Annotated in this window: 21 protein-coding genes; 7 read left to right on the forward strand and 14 right to left on the reverse strand. The window is 72.8% G+C overall.

All coding sequences use genetic code 11. The annotated features are described in order from the left end of the window. Nucleotides 1–216: 216 nt before the first annotated feature. Nucleotides 217–2,199 (forward strand): APC family permease, encoded by a 1,983-nt coding sequence (locus EJK16_RS09545; protein ID WP_127128697.1) that lies wholly within the window; start codon nucleotides 217–219, stop codon nucleotides 2,197–2,199. Nucleotides 2,200–2,226: 27 nt separating this feature from the next. Here the strand turns inward: EJK16_RS09545 and EJK16_RS09550 are convergent, their stop codons facing one another. After that, nucleotides 2,227–3,009 (reverse strand): SAM-dependent chlorinase/fluorinase, encoded by a 783-nt coding sequence (locus tag EJK16_RS09550; protein ID WP_127128699.1) that lies wholly within the window; start codon nucleotides 3,007–3,009, stop codon nucleotides 2,227–2,229. 368 nt (nucleotides 3,010–3,377) lie between these two features. Between EJK16_RS09550 and EJK16_RS09555 the strand changes: the two genes are divergently transcribed. After that, nucleotides 3,378–5,975: a fibronectin type III domain-containing protein gene (locus EJK16_RS09555; RefSeq protein ID WP_127128701.1), complete on the forward strand. Its 2,598-nt coding sequence runs from the start codon at nucleotides 3,378–3,380 to the stop codon at nucleotides 5,973–5,975. Nucleotides 5,976–6,057: 82 nt separating this feature from the next. On the opposite strand, the gene EJK16_RS09560 is transcribed toward EJK16_RS09555, so the two are convergent. Both EJK16_RS09560 and EJK16_RS09565 read right to left on the reverse strand, forming a co-directional pair. Next, on the reverse strand, nucleotides 6,058–7,227 hold the full coding sequence (locus EJK16_RS09560) for an NAD(P)/FAD-dependent oxidoreductase (RefSeq protein WP_127128703.1): 1,170 nt from the start codon (nucleotides 7,225–7,227) through the stop codon (nucleotides 6,058–6,060). A gap of 148 nt (nucleotides 7,228–7,375) precedes the next feature. Next, nucleotides 7,376–7,624 (reverse strand): WhiB family transcriptional regulator, encoded by a 249-nt coding sequence (locus EJK16_RS09565; RefSeq protein ID WP_205739713.1) that lies wholly within the window; start codon nucleotides 7,622–7,624, stop codon nucleotides 7,376–7,378. A gap of 274 nt (nucleotides 7,625–7,898) precedes the next feature. On the opposite strand from EJK16_RS09565, the gene EJK16_RS09570 reads away from it, so the two are divergent. Together EJK16_RS09570 and EJK16_RS09575 are read left to right on the forward strand one after the other, a co-directional pair. Then, complete coding sequence (locus EJK16_RS09570; RefSeq protein WP_127128707.1) at nucleotides 7,899–8,336, forward strand: DUF3592 domain-containing protein; 438 nt, start codon at nucleotides 7,899–7,901, stop codon at nucleotides 8,334–8,336. Nucleotides 8,337–8,685: 349 nt separating this feature from the next. Then, on the forward strand, nucleotides 8,686–10,833 hold the full coding sequence (locus tag EJK16_RS09575; protein WP_205739688.1) for a beta-glucosidase: 2,148 nt from the start codon (nucleotides 8,686–8,688) through the stop codon (nucleotides 10,831–10,833). A gap of 100 nt (nucleotides 10,834–10,933) precedes the next feature. Here the strand turns inward: EJK16_RS09575 and EJK16_RS09580 are convergent, their stop codons facing one another. Beyond that, nucleotides 10,934–11,158 (reverse strand): hypothetical protein, encoded by a 225-nt coding sequence (locus tag EJK16_RS09580; RefSeq protein WP_127128709.1) that lies wholly within the window; start codon nucleotides 11,156–11,158, stop codon nucleotides 10,934–10,936. Between the two features lie 70 nt (nucleotides 11,159–11,228). Here EJK16_RS09580 and EJK16_RS09585 point away from each other — a divergent pair, with 70 nt between their 5' ends. Next, complete coding sequence (locus EJK16_RS09585) at nucleotides 11,229–12,197, forward strand: metallophosphoesterase (RefSeq protein ID WP_164737263.1); 969 nt, start codon at nucleotides 11,229–11,231, stop codon at nucleotides 12,195–12,197. A 319-nt stretch (nucleotides 12,198–12,516) separates the two neighbouring features. After that, a complete protein-coding gene (locus tag EJK16_RS09590; RefSeq protein WP_127128713.1) occupies nucleotides 12,517–13,383 on the forward strand; it encodes a hypothetical protein in 867 nt (288 codons plus the stop codon). Nucleotides 13,384–13,434: 51 nt separating this feature from the next. Here EJK16_RS09590 and EJK16_RS09595 read toward each other — a convergent pair whose 3' ends face one another. From EJK16_RS09595 to EJK16_RS09605, 3 genes are all read right to left on the reverse strand, one after another. Beyond that, nucleotides 13,435–13,722, reverse strand: a complete 288-nt coding sequence (locus EJK16_RS09595) for a hypothetical protein (protein ID WP_127128715.1) — start codon at nucleotides 13,720–13,722, stop codon at nucleotides 13,435–13,437. 183 nt (nucleotides 13,723–13,905) lie between these two features. Next, nucleotides 13,906–14,652 carry an SDR family NAD(P)-dependent oxidoreductase gene (locus tag EJK16_RS09600; protein WP_127128717.1) on the reverse strand — a complete coding sequence of 249 codons (747 nt, stop codon included), beginning with the start codon at nucleotides 14,650–14,652 and terminating at the stop codon, nucleotides 13,906–13,908. 91 nt (nucleotides 14,653–14,743) lie between these two features. Further along, complete coding sequence (locus tag EJK16_RS09605; protein WP_127128719.1) at nucleotides 14,744–15,349, reverse strand: biotin transporter BioY; 606 nt, start codon at nucleotides 15,347–15,349, stop codon at nucleotides 14,744–14,746. 74 nt (nucleotides 15,350–15,423) lie between these two features. Here EJK16_RS09605 and EJK16_RS09610 point away from each other — a divergent pair, with 74 nt between their 5' ends. Next, nucleotides 15,424–16,206, forward strand: coding sequence for an IclR family transcriptional regulator (locus EJK16_RS09610; protein ID WP_127128721.1), 783 nt, complete (start codon nucleotides 15,424–15,426; stop codon nucleotides 16,204–16,206). 61 nt (nucleotides 16,207–16,267) lie between these two features. Here EJK16_RS09610 and EJK16_RS09615 read toward each other — a convergent pair whose 3' ends face one another. Genes EJK16_RS09615 through EJK16_RS09645 form a run of 7 tightly spaced genes read right to left on the reverse strand, consistent with a single transcriptional unit; the run spans nucleotide 16,268 to nucleotide 25,596 of the window. Continuing rightward, nucleotides 16,268–18,265, reverse strand: a complete 1,998-nt coding sequence (locus EJK16_RS09615) for an acetoacetate--CoA ligase (protein ID WP_127128723.1) — start codon at nucleotides 18,263–18,265, stop codon at nucleotides 16,268–16,270. 3 nt (nucleotides 18,266–18,268) lie between these two features. Then, entirely contained in the window at nucleotides 18,269–19,360 is a 1,092-nt protein-coding gene (locus EJK16_RS09620) for a PEP/pyruvate-binding domain-containing protein (RefSeq protein WP_127128725.1), read from the reverse strand. Nucleotides 19,361–19,369: 9 nt separating this feature from the next. Beyond that, nucleotides 19,370–21,283, reverse strand: coding sequence for a PEP-utilizing enzyme (locus EJK16_RS09625; RefSeq protein ID WP_127128727.1), 1,914 nt, complete (start codon nucleotides 21,281–21,283; stop codon nucleotides 19,370–19,372). Continuing rightward, nucleotides 21,280–22,146, reverse strand: coding sequence for an HAD-IIA family hydrolase (locus EJK16_RS09630; protein WP_127128729.1), 867 nt, complete (start codon nucleotides 22,144–22,146; stop codon nucleotides 21,280–21,282). The genes EJK16_RS09625 and EJK16_RS09630 overlap by 4 nt, the downstream gene beginning before the upstream one ends. Beyond that, nucleotides 22,143–23,603 (reverse strand): pyruvate/oxaloacetate carboxyltransferase, encoded by a 1,461-nt coding sequence (locus EJK16_RS09635; RefSeq protein WP_127128731.1) that lies wholly within the window; start codon nucleotides 23,601–23,603, stop codon nucleotides 22,143–22,145. The genes EJK16_RS09630 and EJK16_RS09635 overlap by 4 nt, the downstream gene beginning before the upstream one ends. Continuing rightward, entirely contained in the window at nucleotides 23,600–25,009 is a 1,410-nt protein-coding gene (locus EJK16_RS09640) for an acetyl/propionyl/methylcrotonyl-CoA carboxylase subunit alpha (protein ID WP_127128733.1), read from the reverse strand. The genes EJK16_RS09635 and EJK16_RS09640 overlap by 4 nt, the downstream gene beginning before the upstream one ends. Beyond that, a complete protein-coding gene (locus EJK16_RS09645) occupies nucleotides 25,006–25,596 on the reverse strand; it encodes a biotin/lipoyl-containing protein (protein WP_127128735.1) in 591 nt (196 codons plus the stop codon). Before EJK16_RS09645 ends, EJK16_RS09640 begins: the two co-directional genes overlap by 4 nt. Between the last annotated feature and the right edge of the window lie 142 nt (nucleotides 25,597–25,738).

Here is a 25,738-nt window from a genome sequence, read left to right on the forward strand (position 1 = left end):
CTTAACGAAATCCTGACGCGCCCGGCGCCCCTCCCCGGGCGCCGGCGAGGTGGGTGCTCCTTACGCTCGAATGCGCCATCCGCCGTCGAGGGTGGTCCTCATGCAGATGAGTCGAGGGCGGTGCTCATGCAGGTGAGGCGACAGAGGTGGCGGGCGCCAAGGGCCGGGGCCTCGGCTGACGGCTCAGCGTGGGGGGTCCCGTGGCCGAGAGAAGCGATGGACGGCCCTGAGGTGCTGGCCGTGCCGGAGGCCGTGGCGCGCCCCGCGCGCCCGGCGGCACCCGCCGGGCGCCTGGCCCGCTGGCTGCTGGAGCACCGGGTCCAGCCGGTCGGCCCGGGGGCGGCAGAGGAGCACGCGACGCCGCAGGCGTGGTGGAAGGTCATGTGCCTGACCGGTGTCGACTACTTCTCCACCCTGGCGTACCTGCCCGGCATCGCGGCCCTGGTCGCGGGCGCGCTCTCGCCGGTGGCGACGCTCCTCATCGTGGCGCTGACGCTGCTCGGCATGCTGCCGATGTACCGACGCGTGGCCCGGGAGAGCCCGCACGGCCAGGGCTCGGTGGCGATGCTGGAGCACCTCCTGCCGTTCTGGCGCGGCAAGGCCTTCGTGCTGGTGCTCCTCGGGTTCGTCGTCACGTCGTGGATCATCACGATCACCCTGTCGGCCGCGGACGCCTCCGTGCACGTCCTGGAGAGCCCGTTCTTCCCCGCCGCGCTCCACGGGCACGCGGTCGCCCTGACGACGTTCCTCCTGCTCGTCCTGGGCGGCGTGTTCCTGATGGGGTTCAGCGAGGCGGTGAGCGTGGCCATCCCGCTCGTCGCCGTCTTCCTGGCCCTGAACGCCGTGGTGGTGGTGGACGGCCTGGCGGCGATCTTCACGGGTGGTGGGACGTGGTCCGCGTGGTGGGACGCGGTGACCGCCGGGCGGGGCGGGATCACGGGCATCGTCGGGCCCGCGGTCCTCGCCTTCCCCCTGCTCGTGCTCGGGCTGTCCGGGTTCGAGACCGGCGTCAGCATGATGCCGCTCGTGGCGGCCACGGGGAGGAACCCCGAGGAGCGTCTTCGCTCGCGGATCCGCAACACCCGCAAGCTGCTCGCCGGGGCGGCGCTGATCATGTCGGTGTACCTGATCAGCACGAGCTTCGTGACCGCCGTCCTGATTCCCCCGCAGGAGTTCCAGGCCGGCGGGCAGGCCAACGGGCGCGCCCTCGCCTACCTGGCCCACGCCCGGTTCGGGGAGGCGTTCGGCACGGCCTACGACATCAGCACGATCCTGATCCTGTGGTTCGCGGGGGCGTCGGCCATGGCCGGGCTGATCAACATCGTCCCGCGCTACCTGCCCTCGTACGGCATGGCCCCGGAGTGGGGGCGCGCGGTGCGCCCCGTGGTCCTGGTCTACACCGCGATCGCCATCGTCATCACGCTCGCGTTCCGGGCCGACGTCAACGCCCAGGCCGGCGCCTACGCCACCGGCATCCTCGCCATGATGGTCTCCGGCGCCGTCGCGGTGACCCTCTCCGCCGTCCGCCACCGCCAGCGCGGGGCGGCCACCGGCTTCGGCATCCTCGCGCTGATCCTCGTCTACGCCCTCGTCGCGAACGTCATCGAGAAGCCGGACGGCATCGCCATCTCGGCGATGTTCATCCTCGGCATCGTCGTCGTCTCACTCGTCTCCCGGGTCTCGCGCACCACCGAGCTGCGCGTGGAGCGGATCGAGTTCGACCAGCAGGCGCGGCGGTTCATCAACGACTCCCTGCGCCAGGACCGCGCCCTGAACATCATCGCGAACAAGCGCCAGGCGGGCGACGGGGCCGAGTACGCCACCAAGGAGCTCGAGCAGCGCGGGATGAACCCCGTCCCCGGCGTCGCCTCGGTGCTGTTCCTCGAGGTCGAGATCGACGACCCGTCCCGCTTCAGCGAGGTCCTGCACGTGCGCGGCGTGGAGGTCGAGGGCTATCGCGTCCTGCGACTGGCCAGCCCGGCAGCGCCCAACGCGATCGCGGCGGTGCTGCTGGCGCTCCGGGACGCCACCGGGATCCGTCCCCACTGCTACTTCGAGTGGTCCGAGGGCTCACCGCTGCTGCACCTCTTCCGCTACCTCCTCCTCGGCCAGGGCGACACCCCGCCCGTGGTCCGGGAGATCATCCGCAAGGTCGAGCCGGACCCGGCGCGGCGGCCGGGCATCCACGTGGGCGGGTGAGCCGTACCGGGCGCCCACGTCCCGCGCCTAGCCCACCACCTCGACCGGCGTGCCCGGCGTGGGGAAGTTGAACAGGGCTGCGGCGTCGCCACCCCGGGCGAGCAGCTCGTACCACCGCCGCCGGCCGCTGTCCCGGGTGTCCCAGCCGGAGCTGCCTGGCGCGAACGAGAGCTCGCCCGGGGGCACGGCGAAGGTGCCGTCACCGACGACCGCCTCGGCCTCGACCGTGCCGACGCGCACCCGGAGCCGGGTGCCCGGGTCCGCCGTCACCTCGTGCCAGGTGGTCTTGAGGTTGCCGTAGCCGTCGACATAGGCCACCACGCGCCGCGGGACCGCGGGCAGCCCCGCCGGGTCCACGTCGGCCGCGCGCAGGGAGCGGTCGCCGGCGACGAGACCGGGCAGCAGAGCGGGGAAGGCGTCACGGGACCGGAACTGCGAGCCGCTCGGGGGCACGGCGACCTCGTACACCTCCACCGCCTCCTCGGCCACGAAGGCGAACGTCGCGCCGGCGGACACGCCGACGACGAGGACCCCGTTCGTGAGCCGGGCGACGAGGAGCGGCTCGCCCTCGTTGTCCGGCCGCGGCTCCTGGCGGTCCTCGCGCGGGGCGACGTTGTGGTAGACGAGGCGCTCCGCCGGCCCGTCGCCGAGGGCGAGCTGCGCCACGCAGAAGCCCGCGGCCACGGTGTCGAAGGGGCCCACGGGCGTGTAGGTGACGTCGGCGCCCGGCAGGTGAACGGCCAGCCGTGAGCGCACCTCCGCGGCCGCGAGGTCACCGGGCCCGTAGTCAGCCACCAGGTGGACCAGCACGGCACGACAGTACCCAGGGTCGGGCCCGTCCACCCGCGGGGCGGTCCATGGACCCCGCGGCGGGGACGGCATCATGGCGGCCGGACCGAGGAGGCCCGATGACCGAAGAGCAGCACCGCGGCGGCCGGATGTGGACGTTCGAGCAGCCCGGCGCCCTGGCCGGCGTCGTGGCGGCGCTCGTCCTGACGGCGCCGCGGGTCCTGCGCTGAGCCACCTCGCCCGGACGGCCTCACGCTCGCACGGGCCCCGGGCGCCCCTGCTTCACCATCATGTCGCCGGTAGTTAACTTACGGTTTGGTCCGAAACCATAGCTTGCCCTGGTGGGCACGATCGCGCATCCGCCCGCCCCCACCAGGACAGGAGCTTTCATGTTGAAACACAAGGTGCTGCGACCGGTCACCGTTGCCACGATCGGTCTCACGATGGCGCTGGGCACGCTCCCGGCCGCGTCGGCCGCACCGGCGCCCGCCCAGTACAAGGCCACCGTCCTGAACATCGGGTCCGACGCGACACAGCGCAACGTCGTCTGGTACTCCACCTCGGCCGGCGAGCAGGTGGCCCGGATCGCCGTCAAGGGCGACGCCGCCACCAGCACGACGGTCGCCCCCGTGCGGACCGGCGCCGCCCAGGACGCCGGCTGGACCTACCACCAGGCCACCTTCGAGGGCCTGGCGCCGCAGACCACCTACACGTACCAGGTCGGCTCCGACGTCGACGGCTGGTCGGACACGTTCGAGTTCTCGACCCAGGCCGACGGCGACTTCGACTTCCTCGTCTACGGCGACGCGCAGATCGGCTCGGGCGGCGGCCAGCCCACCGACGGCGCCGCCTGGCAGCAGACGCTGACGACGTCGACGGAGCGGTTCCCCGGCGCCGACTTCCTGCTGTCCGTCGGCGACCAGGTGGACACCGACGACAGCGAGGCCGAGTACGCCGACTTCCTCGCGCCCGACGAGCTGCGCGAGTACCCGCTGGCGACGAACGTCGGCAACCACGACGTCGGCATCGCCTACGGCGAGCACTTCAACATGCCCAACGCCGACCCCACCGCCGGCGCGCAGCACGCCGGCCTGGGCGACTACTGGTACATCTACAACGACGTGCTGTTCCTGTCGCTGAACTCGAACGTCCGGGACAACCAGCAGCACTTCGACTGGATGCGGGACGTCCTCGCGGAGCACGGCCAGGACGCGGAGTGGAAGGTCGTCACCTGGCACCACGGCCTGTACTCCACCGCCTCGCACGCCACCGACGGCGACATCGAGAAGCGGCGCGAGGACATGCCGCTCGAGATGTCCGAGCTCGACGTCGACCTGGTGCTCTCGGGCCACGACCACGTCTACACCCGCTCGCACCTCATCCACAGCGGCCACCCCGTGGGCGACCTGACGGCGCCCGGCGAGCTGGCGAAGTTCCCGGGCGAGGTCCTCTACCTCACCAGCAACTCCTCGACCGGCTCGAAGTACTACACGGTCCAGGACGTCGACTTCCCCTTCAACGCCGTCACGAGCCAGAACCGCACCCCGAGCTACACGCACGTCGAGGTCACCGACGGCGCCCTGCACGCCGTCACCTACCAGGTGGACGGCACGGTGCTCGACGACGTCACGCTCACCCGCGCCCCGGAGGACGCCACGCCCAACCCCGTGCCGGAGGGACCCGCGCAGACCGTCTTCGAGCCCGAGCCCGCCAAGGACGCGCCGGTGCCGTCGGTCGTCGATCCGGAGACCGGCGCGGTCAGCGTCGAGGGCCGGATCCTGACCGGCAACGACGACGTCGAGCAGTCCGCCGCCACCGGCGAGATGTACCTCGACTCCTCCGACCTGGAGGTCACCGAGGAGAGCCCGGGCGAGGCCGACCCCGAGCGGCAGGTCATCGGCCTGCGCTACGACGAGCTGGGCATCCCGGCCGGCGCGACGATCACCTCGGCGCACCTGCAGTTCACGGTCGACGAGGCGGACCGGTCCGCCGACCCGTTCGACGTGACCATCGCCGCCGAGAACGCCGGCCACTCGCGGCCCTTCACCGAGGACGCGGGGAACGTCACCTCCCGCGAGTTCCTCGACACCACCGTCGCGTGGACGGGTGCCCCGCTCTGGACGACCAACGGGGAGGCCGGCCCCGACCAGCGCACCCCTGACCTGACGGAGCTCGTCCAGGGCGTCGTCGACAACGAGGGCTGGGCCCGCGGCAGCGCCCTGACCCTCGCCCTCTCGGGCGTGGGCAACCGCACCGCGGAGGCCTACGAGGGCGGCACCGGCGCCGAGGCGCCCAAGCTCTTCGTCACCTACACCCTGGACGGCCGCACCGAGGTCGAGGCCAAGATCCAGACGGAGAACGACGACGTCGAGCAGTACGGCACCAGCGGGGAGATGGACCACGGCTCCTCCGACCTCGAGATCGTCGACGAGAAGGAGAACCAGCTCGTCGGCCTGCGGTACGCCGGCCTCGACATCCCGGCCGGCGCGCGGATCACCTCGGCGCACGTGCAGCTCACCACCGACGAGGCCGACAAGAACACCGACCCGTTCGCGGTGAACGTCTTCGGCGAGGCCGCGGACAGCTCGGCCGCGTTCGGCGCGGCCGGCTTCGACCTGACCAACCGGGCCCGCACGGCAGCCTCCGCGGCCTGGACCGACGTCCCGGCCTGGACCATGGAGCAGGAGTCCGGCGCGGACCAGCGCACCCCGGACCTCAGCGCCGTGATCCAGGAGATCGTCGACCGCGACGCCTGGGCGGCGGGCAACGCCCTCACGCTGCTCCTCGAGGGCACCGGCACGCGCAGCGCCGAGGCCTTCGAGGGTGGCGGGCAGGACGAGGCGCCCGTCCTCTGGGTCACCTACGAGCTCCCCGACGAGCAGGAGCCCGCGAAGACCCGGGGCAAGTCCGCGGACGCGCCGGGCCACAACAAGGACACGATGCACGACCGGGGCAGGTCCGCCCAGGCGCCGGGCCACAACAAGTGACCTGACGCATCCGCGCCGCGGACAGTGATGGGCGCCGTCCCCGGGAGGGACGGCGCCCATCTTCGATGGCACCCACGGGCGGTCATGCCCTCGGGCGCGGGTCGCTGCCTGGACGATCGCCTCGGGGACGTCCGCGCCGGAGGGAGTGCCGCACCAGGCCGTGCAGGACCGGGCGCGTGAGGCGACCGCGGCCGAGGCCGAGCTCCACCAGGTCGTCGAAGACCGCCTGGTCTCCGTCGGCCGCGCGCAGGCCTGCGGCGAGAACTCCGGGAACTCGGGTCAGCTCACCGACCATCGCCGTGGTCGCCAGGTGCCGGCCCAGCAGGCGGCACAGGTCCCGCCGGTACGTCGCCGCGGCGTCCGCGTCCGCGGACAGAACCGCGGCCCTGCCCGCTGACGCGCCGCTCAGGACCGCGTAGTAGATCCCCTCCCCCGTCAGCGGGTTCACGAGCGCGGCGGCGTCCCCGGCGAGCAGGAGCCGCCCGTCGGGCTGATGCCACCGCGCCGTCGACAGGGGCAGGTGGTGGCCCAGCCAGTCCCGCGCCCCGCGGGAGGCTCCCGGCACGAGCACGTCCAGCTGGTCGATCATCGCCGTCCGCGTCGGCGCGACCCGCCCGGTCCCCAGGAGCTCGCCGAACCCGACGTTCGACCACCCGTCGCCGCGATCGAAGGCCCACGCGTAGCACAGCGCCCCGGCGCGCCCGAAGCGGATGATCTGCCGGTCCCGGCGAGGACCAGGTGTGGGCGCGTAGCCCCGCAGCGCCAGCGCCCGCCGGCGCGGCGGTGCGAGACCGCTGGCGCGCCGGAGCACCGAGTACGCCCCGTCGGCGGCGACCACGACCCTGCCCTCGAGGTGGCCGTCGAGCGTCACGCGGTCGGGGCCCACCCGCGACTCCCGGACCCTGTGCCGCCGCAGCTCCGCGCCGGCGGCCACGGCCGCGTCGACCAGCCGCGCGTCGAGAACGGAACGCGGGACCACCCAGGCCGCACGGCGCATCTGCCGCGTCACCGTCGCCGGACCACGGCTGAGCTCCAAGGTGTGCACCGGGACGCGGTCGTCGAGCAGCCCGGTCACCCCCAGCTCGCCGAGCACGTCGACCGCGTGCGGCGCGACACCGTCCCCGCACGCCTTGTCCCGCGGGAACTCCGCGCGGTCCAGCAGCAGGACCCGGGCGTCGGGCCGTTCCCGCAGGGCGGCCAGCGCTGCGGCGCAGCCCGCGGGTCCCGCCCCGACGACGATGACGTCCCACACCCGGCCAGTCTCGCGCCGCGGGGCTCCGCCCGGCCAGTCTTCGCCACGCGGGTCCGCCCGGCCAGTCCCGCGTCGCGGGGATCCGCCCGGCCAGTCCCGCGCCGCACATCCCGGCGCGACGCCCGTCGCTTGCGTTGACAGCGGGCACTCAGGCGAGCGTCCGCCGGCCGTCGGACACCGCCGCCTCGACGTCGTCGTCTCGCTGCTCGAGCCAGCTGCCCCAGTCCCTGACTCCCGGGTGGCGGCGCAGCAGCGCGCGGCGCTCCCGCTCGGTCAGCCCGCCCCACACGCCGAACTCGGTCGCGGAGGTCAGGGCGTCGGCCAGGCACTCCGTGCGCACCGGGCAGGCGAAGCACACCTGACGGGCGGACCGCTGGGCCGCCCCACGCACGAACATGTCATCGGGGTCGCCCTGCGCGCACGCCGCGCTCGACGCCCATGTCTGATCTGCAATCACTGCCGGCCTTCCTGCTGGGGTGCCGCCACGAGGAACGCGGGTCCGACGACGTCGCCGACAGGTGACTCAACCCGGTGGTACGGCCTCCCGCGCGCTCGACGGCGAGGATCTCGCACTGTGAGAGGCCAGGCTCCGCCGCGTCCGGAGGAGGTCCGATCACCGGAGCCGTGGCGCCAGCGCATACGCTGGGCGCCGACCAAACCGGAGGTTCCACGTGTCTGCCGCCATCATCGCCATCCCGATCGTCCTCGGCCTCGCCCTCCTGGGGCTGGGCATCTGGCTGGTCGTCCGGTCAAGCCGGGGACGCGCGCGGCGGCCGACGCACCGCATCGCCGTGCCCGCCGTCGTCGTCGACGCGAGCACGTTCGTCCAGCCACCGATCCTCGAGCTCGAGTACCCGGGTCCGGACGGACGCCCCTGGCGCGGCAAGGTGCAGGTGTCCGTGTCGCCCGCCGGGTTCCGTCATGCCGCGAGCGCGCGAGGCGACCGGCTCACCGTCTGGGTCGACCCGCGCAACCCGGCGGACGTCAAGCTGCACCCGGCCGGGTCCTCCTCCGGGTCCGTCGTCGTCGGCTGTGTCGTGGCGTTCCTCGGCTTCGGCCTGCTGTTCTTCTCCCTCTTCTTCGCGCCCGTCGTCGCCTCCCTGACCTGACCGCCCCAGCCGTCCCGGACGGATAGTGTCCGTGGGTGCGCATCGTCCGGGCGTGGGCGCCCGGACAGTGGCAGGCCGACCCGCTGCGGTGCACGAGCGGTCAGCTCGCGCTCACCGTCGGGCAGCCGGACGCCGCGCTGGGCAGCCGCGGGCAAGGCCGAGTGGCTGCACGTGGCCGCGCACCACGGCGCCGAGCGCCGGATGGTGCGGGTGGAGACGGACATCACCGGCAGCGCCGTCTCCGTGACCGCCTGGGCGCCGCCGACGGGCTGACCCGCCGCCCCTCGACGGCCCGCGCCGGCGGTGGGTTAATGAGGGGCCACCGGGTAACCGACCTTGGAGAGCTGACGTGAACGAGTCCGCACGCCCCTGGGAGAACCGCACGTGGGCCCCGCGCGAGCGCGCCGAGGCGCTCGTGGCCGCCATGACGCTCGAGCAGAAGATCGCCCAGCTGCACGGCGCCATGGAGACCATCGACATCTACGGCCTCACCAAGCAGGCCACCGAGTCCCGCGAGGACATGGACGCCCTGGCCGCGCAGATCCGGATCGAGCGCCACGTCGACGGCATCGACGAGCTCGGCATCCCGCGCTTCCGGATCACCAACGGCCCGGTCGGCGTCGGGATGGGGGACGGCACGCCGAGCCCGCCCGCCACGTCGCTGCCCATGACCATCGGGCTCGCGGCCGGGTTCGACCGGGCGCTGGCCCGCGAGTACGGCACCATCATCGGCTCGGAGACCGCGACCCTCGGCCAGCACGTCCTCGAGGGGCCCGGGGTCTGCCTGCACCGCACGGCGATCGCGGGCCGCAACTTCGAGTATTTCAGCGAGGACCCCTACCTGTCCGGGGTGATGGGCGTGGAGGTCGCGCGGGCGATCCAGGAGCACGGCATCATCGCCATGGGCAAGCACTTCGTCCTCAACGACCAGGAGCACGAGCGGTTCCGGACGAACGTCGAGGCCGACGAGCACGTGATGCGCGAGCTCTACCTCCTGCCGTTCGAGATGCTCGTCAAGGACGCCGAGATCGCCGCGATGATGAGCGCGTACAACCGGATCCGCGGCGTCTACGCCACCGAGTACCGCGAGACCCTCACCGAGATCCTCCGCCACGAGTGGGGCTTCCAGGGCTACGTCCAGTCCGACTTCTGGTCGTGCCGCTCCGCCGCGCCCTCGCTCAACGCCGGCATGGACCACGAGATGCCCGACGCCAAGTGGCTGAACGAGGACAACGTGAAGGCCGCGCTGGCGGACACGAGCCTCGAGATCGAGACGGTGGAGCGGGCGCTCGTCCGCCGCTACACGCAGATGTTTCGCTTCGGCCAGTTCGAGCGGCCCTACGCGCCCGGCGAGATCGACGCCCAGGCGCACGGCGCCGTCGCGCGCCGGATCGGCACCGAGATCGCGGTGCTGCTCAAGAACGACGGCGGGGTCCTGCCGCTCGACCCGAACGCCGGCTCGGTCGTCGTCATCGGCCAGTCCGAGTACGTCGACGACGCCTGCCTGGGCGGCGGCGGCAGCTCCAAGGTGGACCCGCTGTACACGGTGCCGCCGATGGACGGCCTGCGTGACGTCATCGCCGGGCTGGGGGGCTCGGCCACCGTCACGAAGGTCACCGTCGCGGACGACCTGTCGAACCTCGAGGAGGCGAAGACCGCCGCCGCGGACGCGGACGTCGTCGTCCTCATGGCCGGCCTGGTCGCCACCGAGGGCAACGACCAGCCGCACATGAACCTGCTGAACGAGCAGGACCGGCTGGTCGGCGAGGTCGGCCCCGTCAACCCGCGGACCGTCGTCGTCCTCAAGGACAGCAACCCGGTGCTCATGCCCTGGATTGACGCCGTCCCGGCCGTGCTCGAGGCGTGGAACCAGGGCGGCGAGGACGGGCACGCCGTCGCCGACCTCCTGTTCGGCGTCGTCAACCCGTCCGGCAAGGTGCCCACCACCTACCCGCGCTCCGCGGACGAGACGCTGATGGCGGGGCATCCCGAGCGGCACCCGGGCACGGACGAGGGCGACGGGTACCCGGTCATCCGGTACACCGAGGGCCTCGAGATGGGGTACCGCTGGTACCAGGCGCGGGGCGTCGCGCCGCTGTTCCCGTTCGGTCACGGCCTGTCCTACACGACGTTCGACGTCTCGGACGCGTCGGTCGACGCCGGGGCCGAGCCGGGCTCCTCCCCCGTGACCGTGCGCGCCAGGGTCACCAACACCGGCGCGGAGGCGGGGGCGGAGGTCGTGCAGGTCTACCTGGGCTTCCCGGCATCGGCGAACCAGCCGCCCAAGCGGCTCGTGGGGTTCGAGAAGGTCAAGGTCGAGCCGGGCGCCACCGCGGCGGTCGAGATCGTCGTCGACCCCGGCGCGACGAACCACCCGCTGTCGGTGTGGAGCCGGGGCGAGCACGACTTCGTCACCGTGCCGGGCGAGCACACCGTCTACGTCGGCACCTCGAGCGAGCGGACGCCGTTCCGGCAGACGTTCACCGTCCCGGCCTGAGACCCTCCCGCCGGACCCGACGCGCCGCGTCAGCCGCCTACGACCGGCGCGCACCCGCGATGGCGTGGGGCGGCACGGGCCCTCCCCACGCCGTCGCGGGTCATCCGCCGATTTGCAGGAGCACCTTGCTCGACCCGGTCGAGCGGTCGCCGGCCGTCTCGAACGCGGCGAGCGCGTCGACCAGCGGGAAGGTGTGCGTGAGAAGCGGCTCGACGTCCAGCCCCTCCCCCAGCAGGGTCAAGGCGTCGGTGATCTCGTCGCTGAAGCGGTAGGAGCCGCGGTACTCGATCTCCCGCGTCACGATGTTGCCGAGGGACGCGGTCACGTCCCCGCCCGGCAAGCAACGTGACTCCGTATCTCAGCGTTCTCTCAGGCGCCTCGACCAGGATGCGGGCATGACGCGACGCGGAGTCATGATCGTCCTGGGGTTCGTCCTGGCGATCGCGGCCATCACTGGCCTCGTCGCGGTCTTGTCCCCCGCCCTCGTCACGTCGGTGTTCCGTCACGACCAGCCGTCGCCGGCCGCCAGGGCGAGCCAGCCCTCTTCTGCGGCAGAGCAGGCGGCGCCGTCGACCGGCGCCGGTGACGCGACAACGCCGGGAACCGACCGGCCCGAGGTGCGGATCGCGGTCGCCGGGGACACCGGGACCGGCACCGACGCGGAGCACGCCATCGCGCGGGAGATGGACGTGCAGAGCCGGGACGACACCTACGACGCCCTCCTGCTGCTGGGCGACCTCATCTACGAGAACGGCGACGCGTCCCACGTCGGGGACCGGATCACCGAACCGTTCTCGCCGGTGCTCGGCGACGGCGCCCAGCTGGTGCCCGTCCTGGGCAACCACGACTACAAGAGCGACGAGGAACAGCAGATCCTGAGCAAGCTCGGCCGGAAGGACCGCTGGTACACCCAGCAGGTGGGCCCCGTGCGCCTCATCGTGCTCGACTCCAACCGGGTCGACGACCCAGAGCAGGCCCGGTGGCTCGAGGCCACCCTGGCCGAGACCGTCCCGTCCGGGACGTGGACCATCGCCGCGATGCACCACCCCGCCTACTCCTCCGGCCAGCACGGCTCCACCCCGAGCATCCAGCAGCGCTGGGTCCCGCTGTTCACCAAGTACCACGTGCCTCTCGTCCTGGCCGGCCACGACCACGACTACGAACGCACCACCCCCCAGGACGGCGTCACCTACGTCGTCTCCGGCGCCGGCGCGAAGCTCCGCCCGGTCGGCAAGGAGCCGTTCACCGCCATCAGCACCTCGACCCTGCAGTACCTCGACCTCGCCGTCTACGGCGACCACCTCACCGGCACCGCCATCGACCCCGACGGGAACGTCCTCGACACCTTCACCCTCACTCGCTGACGCCTGCACCCGGCCCACCGTGCCGACGCGCGGGCCACTTGCGTGCCCGGAGTACCTCGGTGGCCGCGGGGCTGAGCGAGGCGGGCGGCTCCGCCGGCCCGGTTGGCCGCGGCGGCACGCGACGAGGCGCGCGGTCCACGCCGACGACTCACAGGCAGCCTCAGCGTCCTCTCAAGCGGGCTCATAAGGATGGCGGGGCACGCATGGTTCGGCCGGCCGGCATCAACCGGGCCTATCAAGCAGTGCGGGCCGCGTCGCGCAAGAGGTGGCCCGTTCGGCCGCAGCCATCCTCAGGCGTCCTCCTGAAAGGTCATCACCTATGCCTTCACCATCCCCGCGAACCGACTCCGCCACGCGCCAGCCCTGGAGCAAGGTTCCCGAGATCACCCTCTACTTCTGGGTCGTCAAGGTCATGGCCACTACCGTCGGCGAGACCGCGGCGGACTTCCTCAACGGGACTCTCGGGCTGGGCCTCAGCGGGACGACGGTCGTGATGAGCGTCCTGCTCGCCGTCGCCCTGATCCTTCAGTTCCGCACCCGTCGGTACGTTCCGGCCGTCTACTGGCTCGCCGTCGTCCTGATCTCGGTGGTGGGCACCCTCATCACCGACAACCTCACGGACAACCTGGGCGTGCCCCTCCAGGCCACCACGGTCGTCTTCGCCATCGCCCTGGCCGTCACGTTCGCCGCCTGGTACGCGGGCGAGAAGACCCTGTCCATCCACAGCATCTACACGCCGCGTCGCGAAGCCTTCTACTGGCTGGCCATCCTGTTCACGTTCGCCCTCGGGACCGCCGCCGGTGACCTCACGGCCGAGGGCCTGGGCTGGGGCTACGGGACGTCCGTGGTGATCTTCGCGGGCCTGATCGCCGTCGTCGCCATCGCCTACGGCGGCCTCCACCTGGACGCCATCCTCGCGTTCTGGCTCGCCTACATCCTCACCCGGCCGCTCGGCGCCTCCCTGGGCGACCTCCTCTCCCAGCCCCGCACCGAAGGGGGCCTGGGCCTCGGCACCGTGGGAACCAGCGCACTGTTCCTCCTGGTCATCCTCGGCGTCGTCATCTACCTGTCGGTCTCCCGCAGGGACCTGGCGGTCGTGCCGGCCGAGTCGTCCGGGCGCCCGCTCGCACACCGCCCGGCCGCACCGGAGATGGCGGAGGTCGCCGCGGAGCCCAAGGGCGCCTGACGGGCGAACGCCCGCCGCGCGGGAGCCGCGGTGCGCGCCCGGGCCGCGTCCCTAGGGCCTGACGGTGTACAGGTCGATGGCCGTCTCCTCCGGGGCCGTCGCGAAGCCGCCCTCGATCCCCCGCTGGAACGCGGGGAGGAGGATGTCGTCGCGGAAGCGCTCCCAGCTCTCCTGCGACTCGTGGACGGCGATGACCGTCCACCCGCCGGGCGATGGGCCGGCCGCGTGGAAGATCTGCCCGTCGGGCAGGCGGTCCGCGCTCGGGTGGACCGCGGCGATCGACGCCTCGTACTGCTCCTTCGTGCCACCCGCGAAGTGATGCACGATTCCGTAGGCCATGGCCGTCTCCCGTCGATGTGCGTCTGCGCACCCCGACGGGCGGCAGCGGGTGGCCGGTGGCCGCGGCCCGCTGCGTCGGCACCGGGAGGTCCGCGCCAGGTCACCACGCTAGCCCCGGGCGACCACCTGGACCAGGGCCGTGGCCATCCTTGACCGGAAGGCTCGTTCGGTGTGGTGCCCGGCTCAGCGGGAGAGGTAGCCGCCGTCGACGGGGATGTAGGCGCCGTTGACGAAGGACCACGAGCTCTCGGAGACGGCCGCCACGACCTCACCGACCTCGTCGGGCTCGCCCATCCGGCCCACGGGATGGGAGCTGTCCAGCTCGGCCCGGGACTTCTCGTCCAGGGCGGCCTCGAGGCCGGTCTTGATGAACGCCGGGCCGATCGAGATCGCCCGGATGCCCTGGGCGGCGTAGTCCACGGCGATCTGCTTGGTCAGGCCCACGACCGCGTGCTTGGCCGCGACATAGGGCCCCAGCCCCAGGAAACCGACCTGCCCGAGGATCGAGGCCATGTTGACGATCGTGCCGCCCCCGTTGTCGAGCATCGCGGGGATCTGGGCCTTGATACCGAAGAACACCCCGTCGAGGTCGATGGACAGGGTCCTGCGCCACAGCTCGGCCGAGACCTCCGCCAACGGCGTCGACGGCGGCGCGATGCCGGCGTTGTTGCACGCGATGTCGAGCTTGCCGTAGGTCTCGCGGGCGAACGCGACGAGGGCCTCGTTCTCCTCGAGCGAGCTGGAGTCCGCGTGCCGGAAGCTCGCGGTCCCGCCGGCGTCGGTGATGAGCCTGACGGTCTCCTCACCCTTCTCGTCGTTGATGTCCGCCACGACGACCCGGGCGCCCCTCTTGGCGTAGCATCGGGCGACCGAGCGGCCGAGACCCGCCGCGGCGCCCGTGACGATCGCGACTTTTCCATCCATGGGCATTGGGGCGATCTCCTTCGGAACGACTGGTGGGATGACGCTCACGATAGCTCGGCAGCGGGTGCGTGCCGGGGACCTCGGGCCCAGGCGCGGGTCACGCCGCCTCCCGTCCGTAGCCGCGGCGGGCGCGGGACATGCGGAGCAGGCGCCACGTGCCGGGCAGGCACAGCGCGGCGACCACGGCCTTGACCGCGTCGCCGGCGACGAACGGGACGACGCCCATCGTGAGCGCCGGGACCAGCCCGACGTGGAGGTAGGCCATCAGCCAGGGCACGCCGAGCGCGTACACCGTCGTGGAGGCGGCCGCCGCGGCAGCGATCGTGCGCCACGGCGACCGGTCACCGCCGCGGCGGGCGAGCCGGCCCATGAGGACGGCCGCGGGCAGGTAGCCGAGCACGTAGCCGAAGGACGCGAACGCCCATCCGCTCGTGCCGTCGGCGAAGACGGGCAGCCCGGCGACGCCGACGAGCAGGAGCAGCGCGACGCTGGCCGCCGCCCGGACCGGCCCGAGGGCGGCTCCGAACAGCAGCACGCCCAGGGTGCCGAGGGTCAGCGGCACTGGCGTGAACGGCAGAGGCACCACGGCCTGGCCGATGAGGGCGATGGCTGCGGCGCCCCCGACGACGGCCGAGGCGTCGCGCAGGCGGCTGACGGGCAGGGCGTCGAGCAGGACACCCGGCGCGGCGGCTGGGACGGACATGTGATCTCCTTGGTGAAGCGGGACGGGTGCGAGCGCGCGCCGCACCCCGGAATGTTGTATGTCACAATTCCCACATGCGGAACGCTGACGTGTCTTCGCCTCTCGGGTCGGTCGACAAGGCCCTCCAGCTGCTCCTGCTGCTCCGGGGCGGCGAGCCGATGTCGGTGAAGGACACGGCGCAGCGCCTGGACGTGGCCCCCTCGACGGCGCATCGGCTCCTGACGGCCCTGACCCATCGCGGCTTCGCCGCGCAGGGCAGCGACCGCCGCTACCGGCCGGGGCCCGCCCTGGGCGAGACGTCGACGGAGCCGCTCACTCTGGGCCGGCTGCGGGAGGCGGCCCACGAGCCGATGGCGGCGTTGCACGCGCAGGTGAGCGAGACGGTGCAGCTGATGATCCTGCGCGGGGGCAACATCCAGTTCGTCGACGGCCTCGAGGGGCGGGCCAACCTGCGGGTCGGGGTCCGCATCGGCGACCAGATGCCGGCGTTCTGCTCCTCCGGGGGGAAGGCGATGCTCGCCGAGCTGAGCCCGGTGGACCTCGAGCAGGTTTACCGCGGCGGGCTCCCGCCGTGGCCGTCCAGCCCGATCACGTCCCTGGCGCAGCTGAAGCGCCACCTGACGGCCACGCGACGGGCCGGCTTCGGCACCAACTTCGAGGAGACCGAGCGGGGAGTCGTGGGCCTGGGGGTCTGCCTGCACTCGGACACCGGCCAGCCGGTCGGCGCCGTCACGATCGCGATGCCACGCGCCCGGTTCCAGGAGGCCGACATGCACGGCTACGTCACCGCGCTGCGCGAATGCGCGCAGGCCATCCAGGACCGGCTGCGCGGCCGACGGGCGCCCACGACGGACTGAGCCGGATCGGCGGCACCCGCGACGACCGCCGCACGCACCGTCACCCTCGCCGCCCGCCGCCTCATCCCGGCACGGCCGCGGAGTGGAGCGCCGCCCTGACGCGGGCGACGACGCCCGGGACGTCCCCCGGCCGGACGACCACCCCGAGGTCGAGGGCCTCGTCGACGGCGGCGCCCTGCACGATGCGCTTGAGCGGGACCTCCAGCCGTTTGCCGGCCGGGTTGCGCGGCACGCTGGGCACGAAGACGACCACGTCGGGCACGTGCCGCGGGGAGAGCTCCCGGCGGATGGTGGTCCGCAGGCGGCGCTCGAGCTCCGCGTGGTCCTCGCCCGCCGCCTCGACGAGGAGGAGGAGCGTGCCCATGCCCGTGCCGTCCTCGAAGTGCAGGACCATGGCGTCCGCGACGCCGGGCATGCCGTCCAGCACGGCGTAGAACTCGGCCGTGCCGAGGCGGACGCCGCCCCGGTTGAGCGTGGCGTCGGAGCGGCCGGTGATCACCCAGGTGTCGCGTTCCGTCCGCACGAGCCAGTCGCCGTGGCACCACACGCCCGGGTAGACGTCGAAGTAGCTGGCGCGGTACCGCTCGCCCTCGCGGTCGCCCCAGAAGAAGACCGGCATCGAGGGCATGGGCCGGGTCACGACCAGCTCGCCCGGCGTGCCCCGCAGCGGCCGGCCCTGCGGGTCCCAGGAGTCCACGGCCGCGCCGAGCGGACGGCAGGACATCTCCCCGGCGTACACCGCGACGAGCGGGTTCCCGCCGACGAAGGCGGTGCACACGTCCGTCCCTCCGGAGGTCGGGCCGAGCAGCACCGCGTCGCCGACGGCGTCGTACACCCAGGCGGCGACGTCCGCGGCGAGCGGGGAGCCGGAGCAGTTGATCTCCTTCAGGCGGCTGAGGTCCCAGGTCTCGCCGGGCCGCAGCCCGGCGTGCGCGCACGCGGCCAGGTAGGCGGAGCCGGAGGCCAGGAACGTCGCGCCCGTCTCGGCGGCGACCGCCCACTGCGACCACTCGCCGTCCAGCCGGGGCCAGGAGGGGTCGCCGTCCATGAGCACCAGTGCGGACCCGGTGAGCAGGGAGGACGCCGCGAGCGTCCAGACCATCCACCCGGTGGTGGTGAACCAGAAGGCGCGGTCCTGCGGCCCGAGGTCGAACTGGAGCGCGATGGCCTTGTGGTGCTCGAGGAGCAGGCCGCCGTGGGAGTGGACGATCGCCTTGGGCCTGCCGGTGGTGCCGGAGGAGAACAGCACGGTCAACGGGTGGGCGAACGGCACGGGCACGACCGTGACCTCCCCGCCCTGTGCGGTGAGGTCGGCGTACGAGAGCGCGCCGGGCGGCGGCTCGGCCGCCCCGTCGAGGTAGGGCAGCAGCACGGTCGTCGTGCTGGGCAGCGCCGCGCGGATCCGGGCGAGCTCGTCGGTGCGGCGCACCTCCTTCTCGCCCCAGCGGTACCCGTCGACGGCGAGGAGCAGCGCCGGCTCGAGCTGGCCGATGCGGTCGAGCACCCCACGGGGGCCCATCTCCGGCGCCACCGCGCAGAACACCACGCCCATCGCCGCGGCCGCGAGGTACACGGCCAGGGTCTCGGGCACGTTGGGCAGGTAGGCGGCGATCCGGTCGCCGCGCCCGACGCCGAGGCGGGACAGGCCCCGCTGGATCCGGCCGATCTCCTCGAGCAGCCGGGCGGCGGTCCACTCCCGGGCGCCGGTGGTCTGGCTCCGGGCGACCACGATCACCGCGTCCGGGCGCTCGCGCAGGGCGCGGATCGCGTGCTCGGCGTAGTTGAGGGTGGCCCCGGGGAACCACCCGGCGCCGGGCATGGTGTCCGGCTCGAGCACGGCCGTGGGCGGCTCGTGGGCGATGATCGCGAAGTGGTCCCAGAGCAGGGTCCAGAACGTCTCGAGCTCGTCCACGGACCACTGCCAGGCGTCCTCGTACGTGGCGAAGCGCCTGCCGGTCCTCCCCTCCACGGACAGGAGGAACCGGCCCAGCTCGCTTGCCGCCCAGTCGCTCCTGGGCGGCGCTGGGCGGAGCAGCGCCCCCGGTGTCACGGCTGCCACGGGTCAGCTCGCCTTGCTCTCGTGGCGGTGGCCGACCGCGCCGCCGCCGGCCGGCGCGCCGGAGATGCTGCCCGTGATCCAGGACATCATCCCCGCCGAGGCGTCGAAGGCGGGCTTGCGCTGGGCGCTGGACCACACCGTCTCCGGCCGGCACTGGAGGAGGATGACGTTGGCGCCCGCGGGGAGCTCCTCGTCGAGGGCGAACTCGATGTCCTGCGGCGCGCCGTGGATCTTCTCGAGCCGCTTGCCGAGCTGGGCGAGCGCGGTGATCTCCTCGTCGCTCAGGCAGGGCACGTGCTGGCGCTCCTCGGCCACGGGGACCGGCGCGTCGCCGCGGCGGTACTCGATGAGCTTGCGCCCCAGCGTGCGCTCGACGATGGCGAGGCCGACCTTGTCCACGAGGAACCGGTCCGGCGTCACCTCCCCGCCCACGACCGAGAGGCCCAGCCCCCAGCTGGCTTCCAGCGCCACCTTGGAGCGGTCCCCGCTGGTCGGGCTCAGGGTGAACATCACGCCGGCGGCGCGGGCGCGGACCGTCTTCTGGATGACCACGGCCATCTCGATGGCGTGCGGTGAGATGCCCTTCTCCGCGAGGTAGGACAGCACGCGTCCGGAGAAGACGGACCGGTAGCACCGGGCGACGTGCTCGAGGACCGCGTCCTCGCCGACGACGTCAACCCACGTCTCGAACTCGCCGGCGAAGCTGGCGCCGACGGAGTCCTCGGCCGTGGCGCTGGAGCGCACCGCGACGGCGACGTCGGGCACGCCGGTGTCCTCGCACAGGCGGCGGTACGCGGCGCGCACCTCGGTCGCGACCTCGTCCGGGACCGGTGCGGCGCTGACCAGCTCGGCGATCTCCCGCTCCGCCTCCTCGAAGGCGCCCTGGTCGTGGGTCCGGCCGAGGCGGTCGAGGATGCGCGACGTGGACTCGAGCAGCCCGTGCTGGGCGAGGTAGGCGCGGTAGGCCTCGGCGGTGACGGCGTAGCCCGGTGCGACGGGGAGGCCGGCGGCGACCATGTCCGCCAGGCCGGCGGCCTTGCCGCCGACGGACCGCACGTCCCGGCATGCCTCTTCTGTGAACTGGACGGTGTACATGGGACTCTCCTAGCCGATCTTCTGAGCCTGTGCGGGGGTGGCGTGACTGCCGGGGACGTCCTGCGTGGCCGCGGGTCCTGTGCCGGCGGAGTCGTCGGGGGCGCCGTCGAGGATCGTGACGGTCCCGGCCTTGCCGTCGATGCGCACCCGTTGCCCGGTGGTGAGCCGCGCCGTCGCGAAGCCGGTGCCCACGACGGCGGGGATGCCGTACTCGCGGCAGACGATGGCGGCGTGGCACATCATCCCGCCGATGTCGGTGATGACCCCGGAGGCGACGGCGAAGGCCGGCGCCCAGGAGGGGGCCGTGATCGGGGCGACGAGGATCTCCCCGGGGAGCAGCTCGGGCAGGTCCTTCTCGGACTTGAGCACGCGCACCGGGCCCTCGACGACGCCGAGGGAGCCGGGCCCGCCGGTGAGCGTCGTCGACCCGCCCTCGCCGGTGCCGAGCCAGTCGGCCACCCGCTCGGTGGTCACGCCGTAGTTCATGACGGCGAACGGGTCGGTGACCTGCTCGGGCGGGATGCCGTAGGCGGGCGGGGCCGTCTCGCCCTGCAGCGCCGCGACGATGCCGCGGCGTCGGGCGATCTCCTTCTGCCAACGCTGCTTGCCGCGCGCCGGGACGCCGATGGCCCAGGAGTCGACGACGTCGAACAGGGCGGTGTCCAGCTCGTAGCGGTTGAGGTAGAACATGTCGTCGCGCTGCTCGGTGAAGCCGGCCGCGAGCAGGAAGTCGGCGAGCTCCCAGGCCTTCTGCCAGAAGACGTCGTGCGCCCAGTGCTCGACGTAGATGTTGTGCTCCTCGATGTAGGGGAACACCTTGCCGGCGAGGCCGACGAGCTCGTCGAACTGCTGGGCCTCCTCCTCGGTGAGCAGCGCGCGGTACTCCGCGACGATCTCGTCACGCTCGGCCCGCAGCCGCTCGACCGGCCGGGCGATGTCCTCCCCGGCGGCGATCTTGGTCGCGTAGCGGGCGATGCCCTGGAGCGGGATGGACAGGTCGGAGGCCCAGGTCTGCTGGTCGTGGGTGAAGCCGTACTCGGCGAAGTAGTTGAACCACGGCGTCTTCGCCCGCTCGAAGGCGTCCAGCCACCGCCGTCCCTCCTCGGTGCGGCCCAGCGCGGCGAGGGTCTGCTCGGGGCTGCCCTCGGCGGTGACGACGTCGGTGAGGCCGAGCTCGACGGCGAGCGCGGCGAGCCCCCGCAGCTCGTCGTCGGGGCGGAAGGCGAGGACCTCCACGCCGGCGACCATGCGGGAGATCGTCTGGTCGGTGATGAGGGGGAAGGCCTGCTTGCAGAACTGGAAAAAGGTGATGTACCCGCCGTAGCCGAGGTTGAGGAACTCGAAGTGGTACTGCCAGATGGCGAAGAACTCGTCGATGAGCCGGTGGTAGTTCTCGATGACCGCGAGGGAGGTGGACCGGCCCCGGGCCTCGGTGACGACCTCGGCGGGGTCGAAGTCCTCCAGCTTCGGGAAGGAGATGGTCCGCAGGGACTCGATGGCCCCCTCCATCTTGGTCTTCCACCTGCCGTACAGCTCGTCCCAGTTGGCGTAGTAGTAGCCGGCGCGCTCCTGGAAGATCGCCGCGCGGCGCTGCACCTCCTCGGGGTCGGCGACGTTCAGCGGGGAGATGTAGACGTAGCCGTTGACGACGCGCACGTCCAGGCCGAGGGAGACCGGCAGCGCGAAGATCCGGGTACTGAATGTCCCGACCCCGAGGTACACGGCCTCGGCGCCGATGCTGTCGAAGGGGTGGCACCCGCGGGACCAGTGCATCGTGTCGGCGAACCAGAACTGGGCGTTCTCGTGCTCGCGGGTCTCCTCCGAGGGCACGAGGTAGTACGGGTACATCGACTCCCACCCCTCGGCCCCGGCGGGTGGCTCGGCCTCGTCGAAGAACGGGAAGCGGCGCGTGGTCTCGGTCATGAGGGGGCTCCTTGCGACATCGGAAGGGGTGCGAACAACAGGTCGTACAGCTCGGCGACGTCCCTGAGGACGACGTCGGGCCGATCGGGACCCTGGAGGGGCGCGAGCGTCTCCGGGGTGATGGCGCCGGACAGGACGAGGGTGCTGGTGGCGCCCATGGCGCGGGCGAGGCGGATCTCGGCGCCGGCGTCGCCGACCACGGCGATGCGCTCGGGTGGCTCGGGCAGGCGGCGCAGGAGGGTCTCGGCCAGCGAGGCGGAGGGCTTGCCGAGCACGCGCGGCGACGTCCCGGTGGCCCAGCCGATGGCGTGGGCGATGGTGGCGGAGACCGTGACCGAGCGCCCCAGGCCGCCGTGGAACCAGGGTGTGTCGACGGTGGTGTAGAGCACGGCGCCGGCGTCGACGGCCAGGCACGCCGCGTTGATGACCTCGGTGCGGTACTCGGAGGCGGCGCCCACGACGACGACGTCCGCGAGGGGGCCGCCGGGCAGGGCGGTCTCGACGCCGAGGTCGACCAGCGGCTGCGCCAGGCCCACGTCGCCCACGGCCAGGACGCGGGCGCCGGCGTGGTGGGCTGCGACGTGGTCCGCGGCGGCGCTGCCCGCGGTGACGAAGTCCTCGTCCGCGACGCCGATGCCCTTCTCGCGCAGGTGCTGGGCGTACTCCGCGGGCGGGCGCTGGGAGGCGTTGGTGCACACCACCACGTGGTGCCCGGCCCGCTTGAGGGCGGCGAGGAGCTCGCCGGCCCGCGGCATGGCCTCTCCCCCGGCGCCGCCGGCGTGGGCGGTGCGCATGAGGCAGCCGTCCACGTCGATCACCCACGCCCGGGTCCGGTGGATCGCGGCGAGCCCGGCCTCGCTCATCGCGCAGCCCCTGCCCGCTCGAGGGAGAACCGCGTGGCGCCGTCGCTGACGGACACCGACGTGACGGAGGGCCGCTCCTCGACCGTGGCCAGCAGCCGCTTGAGGGTGGCGGCCGGGGCGTTGCCGGCGGCGTACATCGCGTCGACCTGCTCGGCCGGCATCACCGCGCGGAGCAGCAGCTCCTCGTCGCCGATCGTCTGCCCGAAGCGGCGGCGCAGGTCGGCAATGGTGACGTCGCCGCCGTCGTTGACGGGCTGCCGGCCCCGCTTGGTGCTCATGGCCCGGTCGAGCAGGTCCGGGTTCACCGTCCCGGGCAGGGGGCCGAAGTCGCCGCGGAGGAGGTCGATGACCTCGTCGGAGAGCTGCTTGTACCGCTCGCCGGTGATGACGTTGAGGGTGGCCTGGGTGACGATGTACTGCGCGAAGGGCGTCATGACGATCGGCCACCCGAGGTCCTCACGGACCTGCACGGACTCCTCGATGACGGCGTCGAAGAGCTCCGGGCGGCGGATCTCGGTCAGCTGCCGGCGGGTGGTGGACTGCACCCCGCCGGGGATGGTGTGGCGGTAGTAGGCCTCGTCGTACTGGTTCGGGGTGCCGACGGGGAGGTTCTTGATCCTCGCCTGGCGCACGAGGTAGGCGGACGCCCGGTCCATCGCGTCGAGGTCCACGTCGACGCTGTGTCCGCGGGCGCGGAGGTTGGCGACGAGGTGCTGGGCCTCGGGGTGGGAGCTGCCGTTGGCCAGGGGCGGGAGGGCGCAGTGGATGGTGGAGATGCCCAGGTCGGCCGCCTCGAGCACGGTGATCGGCGAGAGGCCGGTGGTGCTGTGCGAGTGGATCTCGTCGAGCTTCTTGTGCCGGAGGCTGCCCTGGAGCGTGGGGATCAGGGACCTGACGCGGTCCGGCGTGAGCAGCCCGGCGGGGTCCTTGAGGTAGATGTGGTCGATGGCCGGGGAGTCGTCGAGCTCGGCGATCTTCGCGGCGAAGTACTCGTCGGTGTGAACCGGGCTGGTGGTGTAGCAGATCCCGCCGATGACCTCCTCGAACCCGACCCGCTTGGCCATCTCGGCGGTGCGCTTGGCGCCCGCCATGTCGTGCATGGGGTCGATGACCCACAGCCGGCGGATGCCGTTGCGCACGAGCAGGGAGAACGCGAGCTCGAAGACGGCGTCCGGGGTCCGGTGGAACGTGATGAACCGCTTGCCCGTGGTGAGGAAGCCGAGCTGGGTGCGCGGGGCCCGGTCCCGCGCCGCGCGAAGCCGCGCCCACGGGTCCTCCCGGTGGTAGCGCACCGCGGTGGCCATGAGGGTGGAGGAGACGATCTCCAGGGCGCGGTAGCCGACGCGGTCGAGGTCAGGTGTGACGCCCTCGACCATGCGGGTGGTCACTCCGGTCGCGCCCCAGATGCTCTGGTTGCCGTCGCGCAGGGAGACGTCCACCAGGGAGATCTCACTCATCGTGCCTCCTCAGCGACCCGGGACGAGGTGCCCGGGTCCTCGGGGACCGCGGCCGGCGCGGCGTCGGTGCCGGCCAGCAGCTGGTCGAGCCAGCGGGTGGTGACGGTGTTGTCCCGGTAGGCCGGCTCGTCCAGGATCCGTTGCAGCAGCGGCAGCGAGGTCTTGACGCCACCGATCTCGAAGCGGCTCAGCCCCTCGCTGAGCCGGCCGAGGGCCGCGCCCCGGTCGGGCGCCCAGGCCACCTGCTTGGCCATGAGCGCGTCGTAGAACGGCGGGAACCGGTAGCCCTCGTAGATGTGCGAGTCCAGCCGCAGGCCCCCGGCGGCCGAGGGGCGCCAGCGGGTGACGGTGCCCGGTGAGGGGGCCAGGTGGTTCTCCGGGTCCTGCGCGGTGATGCGCGCCTCGATCGCGTGACCGCCGACATGGACGTCCGCCTGGGTGAAGCCGAGGGGCTCGCCGAGCGCGACGAGGAGCTGCTCGCGGACGAGGTCGACCCCGGTGACGGCCTCGGTCACCGGGTGCTCCACCTGGATGCGGGGGTTGACCTCGAGGAAGGCGAGCTCGTCTCGGTCGACGTCGTAGAGGAACTCCACGGTGCCCAGGCCCACATAGTGCAGGGCCCGGGCGATGCGGACGGCGCTGTGGTGCAGCAGACGCCGCGTCTGTTCCGGCAGCGCGGCGCAGGGCGACTCCTCCACCACCTTCTGGTAGCGGAACTGCACGGTGCACTCCCGCTCGCCGAGGTGGACGACGTTGCCGTGGCGGTCACCGAGGATCTGCACCTCGACGTGCTTGGCGTCCTCGACGAAGCGCTCGAGGAAGACGGTGCCGTCACCGAAGGCGGACTGCGCCTCGGCGGAGGCGACCTGCCAGGCCTCGTGGAGGTCCGCCGGGTCGTGGACGCGCTTCATGCCGCGCCCCCCGCCGCCGTGGGCGGCCTTGACCAGGACCGGGTAGCCGATCGAGGCGGCGAGGCGCTCGACCTCCTCGGGCGTGCGCGCCCGACCGCCGGCCGAGACGGGGACGCCGACGGACTCCGCCAGGTCCCGGGCGGCGAGCTTGTCCCCCAGGGCGCGCAGCGCCTCGGGGCTGGGGCCGACGAAGACCAGGCCGTTCTCGGCGCAGGCCTCGGCGAAGTCGGGCCGCTCCGAGAGGAACCCGTACCCGGGGTGCACCAGGGTGCACCCCGTGGCGGAGGCGGCCTCGACGACGGCAGGGACGCTCAGGTAGCTGTCCGTTGACCGGGGCGGCCCGAGGGTGACGACGCGGTCGGCGCGACGGGCGCCCAGCGTGGCGCGGTCCGCCGTCGAGACGCCGAGGACGGTCTCCAGGCCCAGGCGCTGGCAGGCGTCGATGATCCGCACCGCGATCTCGCCGCGGTTGGCGACGAAGACCCGGGGGGTCATGACGCCTCCCGGATGGCGAACAGCGGCTGGTCGAACTCCACGAGGTCGCCGTCGCTGGCGTACACCGCGACGAGCTCACCGGCGACGCCCGCGGGGACGGAGTTCATCAGCTTCATCACCTCGATGATGCAGACCACCGAGTCGGCGGCCACGGTCTCGCCCTGCTCGGCGAACGCCGCCTCGCCGGGCTTGGGGGCGCGGTAGAAGGTGCCGAGCATGGGCGCCTTGACGAGCACGTGCCCGGGCGGCAGCGCGTCGGGGCTCACCGCGTCCCGGGGCGCCGGGGCGGCCGCCGCCGGGGCGGGTGCCGCAGCGGCAGACCGACCGCCCCTCGGCTGCTCGGGTGCCACGGCGTAGCCGGCGTCCGCGTGCCCCTCGTGCGACCGCGCGGCCCGCTCAGGGGCGGCGCCGCCGGGGCCGGAAGGGTGTTCCGCCGTCCGGCCGTTGCCCGGAGACTCCTCGAGGGGCGCGAGGAGCCCGCGCCGGACGTGGATCCGGAGCGGCCCGTTCTCGTACAGGAACTCGGTGAACTCCGTCTTGTCCAGCTGCTCGATGATCGCCGCGAGCTCTTCGAGGTCAACGTCCATGCTGTCCAAGCCTCCTTGCTTGCCCGGCTGGGGACTGTGGGGTACGTCACGTCCAGCCGCGTGTAGAACGTACGAACGCATCCCGCATCCCGCAACGGGCCCGGCGCACATTCCGATATGTGGAATCCCCGCCGCGGAGCGG

Origin of the sequence: Georgenia sp. SYP-B2076, assembly GCF_003991205.1 — a bacterium.
In the GTDB taxonomy this organism is placed as follows: Bacteria; Actinomycetota; Actinomycetes; order Actinomycetales; family Actinomycetaceae; genus Georgenia.

Bases quoted from the DNA above. Each gene is read 5' to 3' on its own strand.
- EJK16_RS09590 (WP_127128713.1), top strand. From the start codon at position 12,517: ATGCCTTCACCATCCCCGCGAACCGACTCCGCCACGCGCCAGCCCTGG.
- EJK16_RS09625 (WP_127128727.1), bottom strand. From the start codon at position 21,283: ATGACCGAGACCACGCGCCGCTTCCCGTTCTTCGACGAGGCCGAGCCA.
- EJK16_RS09565 (WP_205739713.1), bottom strand. From the start codon at position 7,624: ATGTTCGTGCGTGGGGCGGCCCAGCGGTCCGCCCGTCAGGTGTGCTTC.
- EJK16_RS09605 (WP_127128719.1), bottom strand. From the start codon at position 15,349: ATGTCCGTCCCAGCCGCCGCGCCGGGTGTCCTGCTCGACGCCCTGCCC.
- EJK16_RS09545 (WP_127128697.1), top strand. From the start codon at position 217: ATGGACGGCCCTGAGGTGCTGGCCGTGCCGGAGGCCGTGGCGCGCCCC.
- EJK16_RS09645 (WP_127128735.1), bottom strand. From the start codon at position 25,596: ATGGACGTTGACCTCGAAGAGCTCGCGGCGATCATCGAGCAGCTGGAC.
- EJK16_RS09595 (WP_127128715.1), bottom strand. From the start codon at position 13,722: ATGGCCTACGGAATCGTGCATCACTTCGCGGGTGGCACGAAGGAGCAG.
- EJK16_RS09635 (WP_127128731.1), bottom strand. From the start codon at position 23,603: ATGAGTGAGATCTCCCTGGTGGACGTCTCCCTGCGCGACGGCAACCAG.
- EJK16_RS09555 (WP_127128701.1), top strand. From the start codon at position 3,378: ATGTTGAAACACAAGGTGCTGCGACCGGTCACCGTTGCCACGATCGGT.
- EJK16_RS09610 (WP_127128721.1), top strand. From the start codon at position 15,424: ATGCGGAACGCTGACGTGTCTTCGCCTCTCGGGTCGGTCGACAAGGCC.
- EJK16_RS09620 (WP_127128725.1), bottom strand. From the start codon at position 19,360: ATGTACACCGTCCAGTTCACAGAAGAGGCATGCCGGGACGTGCGGTCC.
- EJK16_RS09630 (WP_127128729.1), bottom strand. From the start codon at position 22,146: ATGAGCGAGGCCGGGCTCGCCGCGATCCACCGGACCCGGGCGTGGGTG.
- EJK16_RS09640 (WP_127128733.1), bottom strand. From the start codon at position 25,009: ATGACCCCCCGGGTCTTCGTCGCCAACCGCGGCGAGATCGCGGTGCGG.
- EJK16_RS09600 (WP_127128717.1), bottom strand. From the start codon at position 14,652: ATGCCCATGGATGGAAAAGTCGCGATCGTCACGGGCGCCGCGGCGGGT.
- EJK16_RS09585 (WP_164737263.1), top strand. From the start codon at position 11,229: ATGACGCGACGCGGAGTCATGATCGTCCTGGGGTTCGTCCTGGCGATC.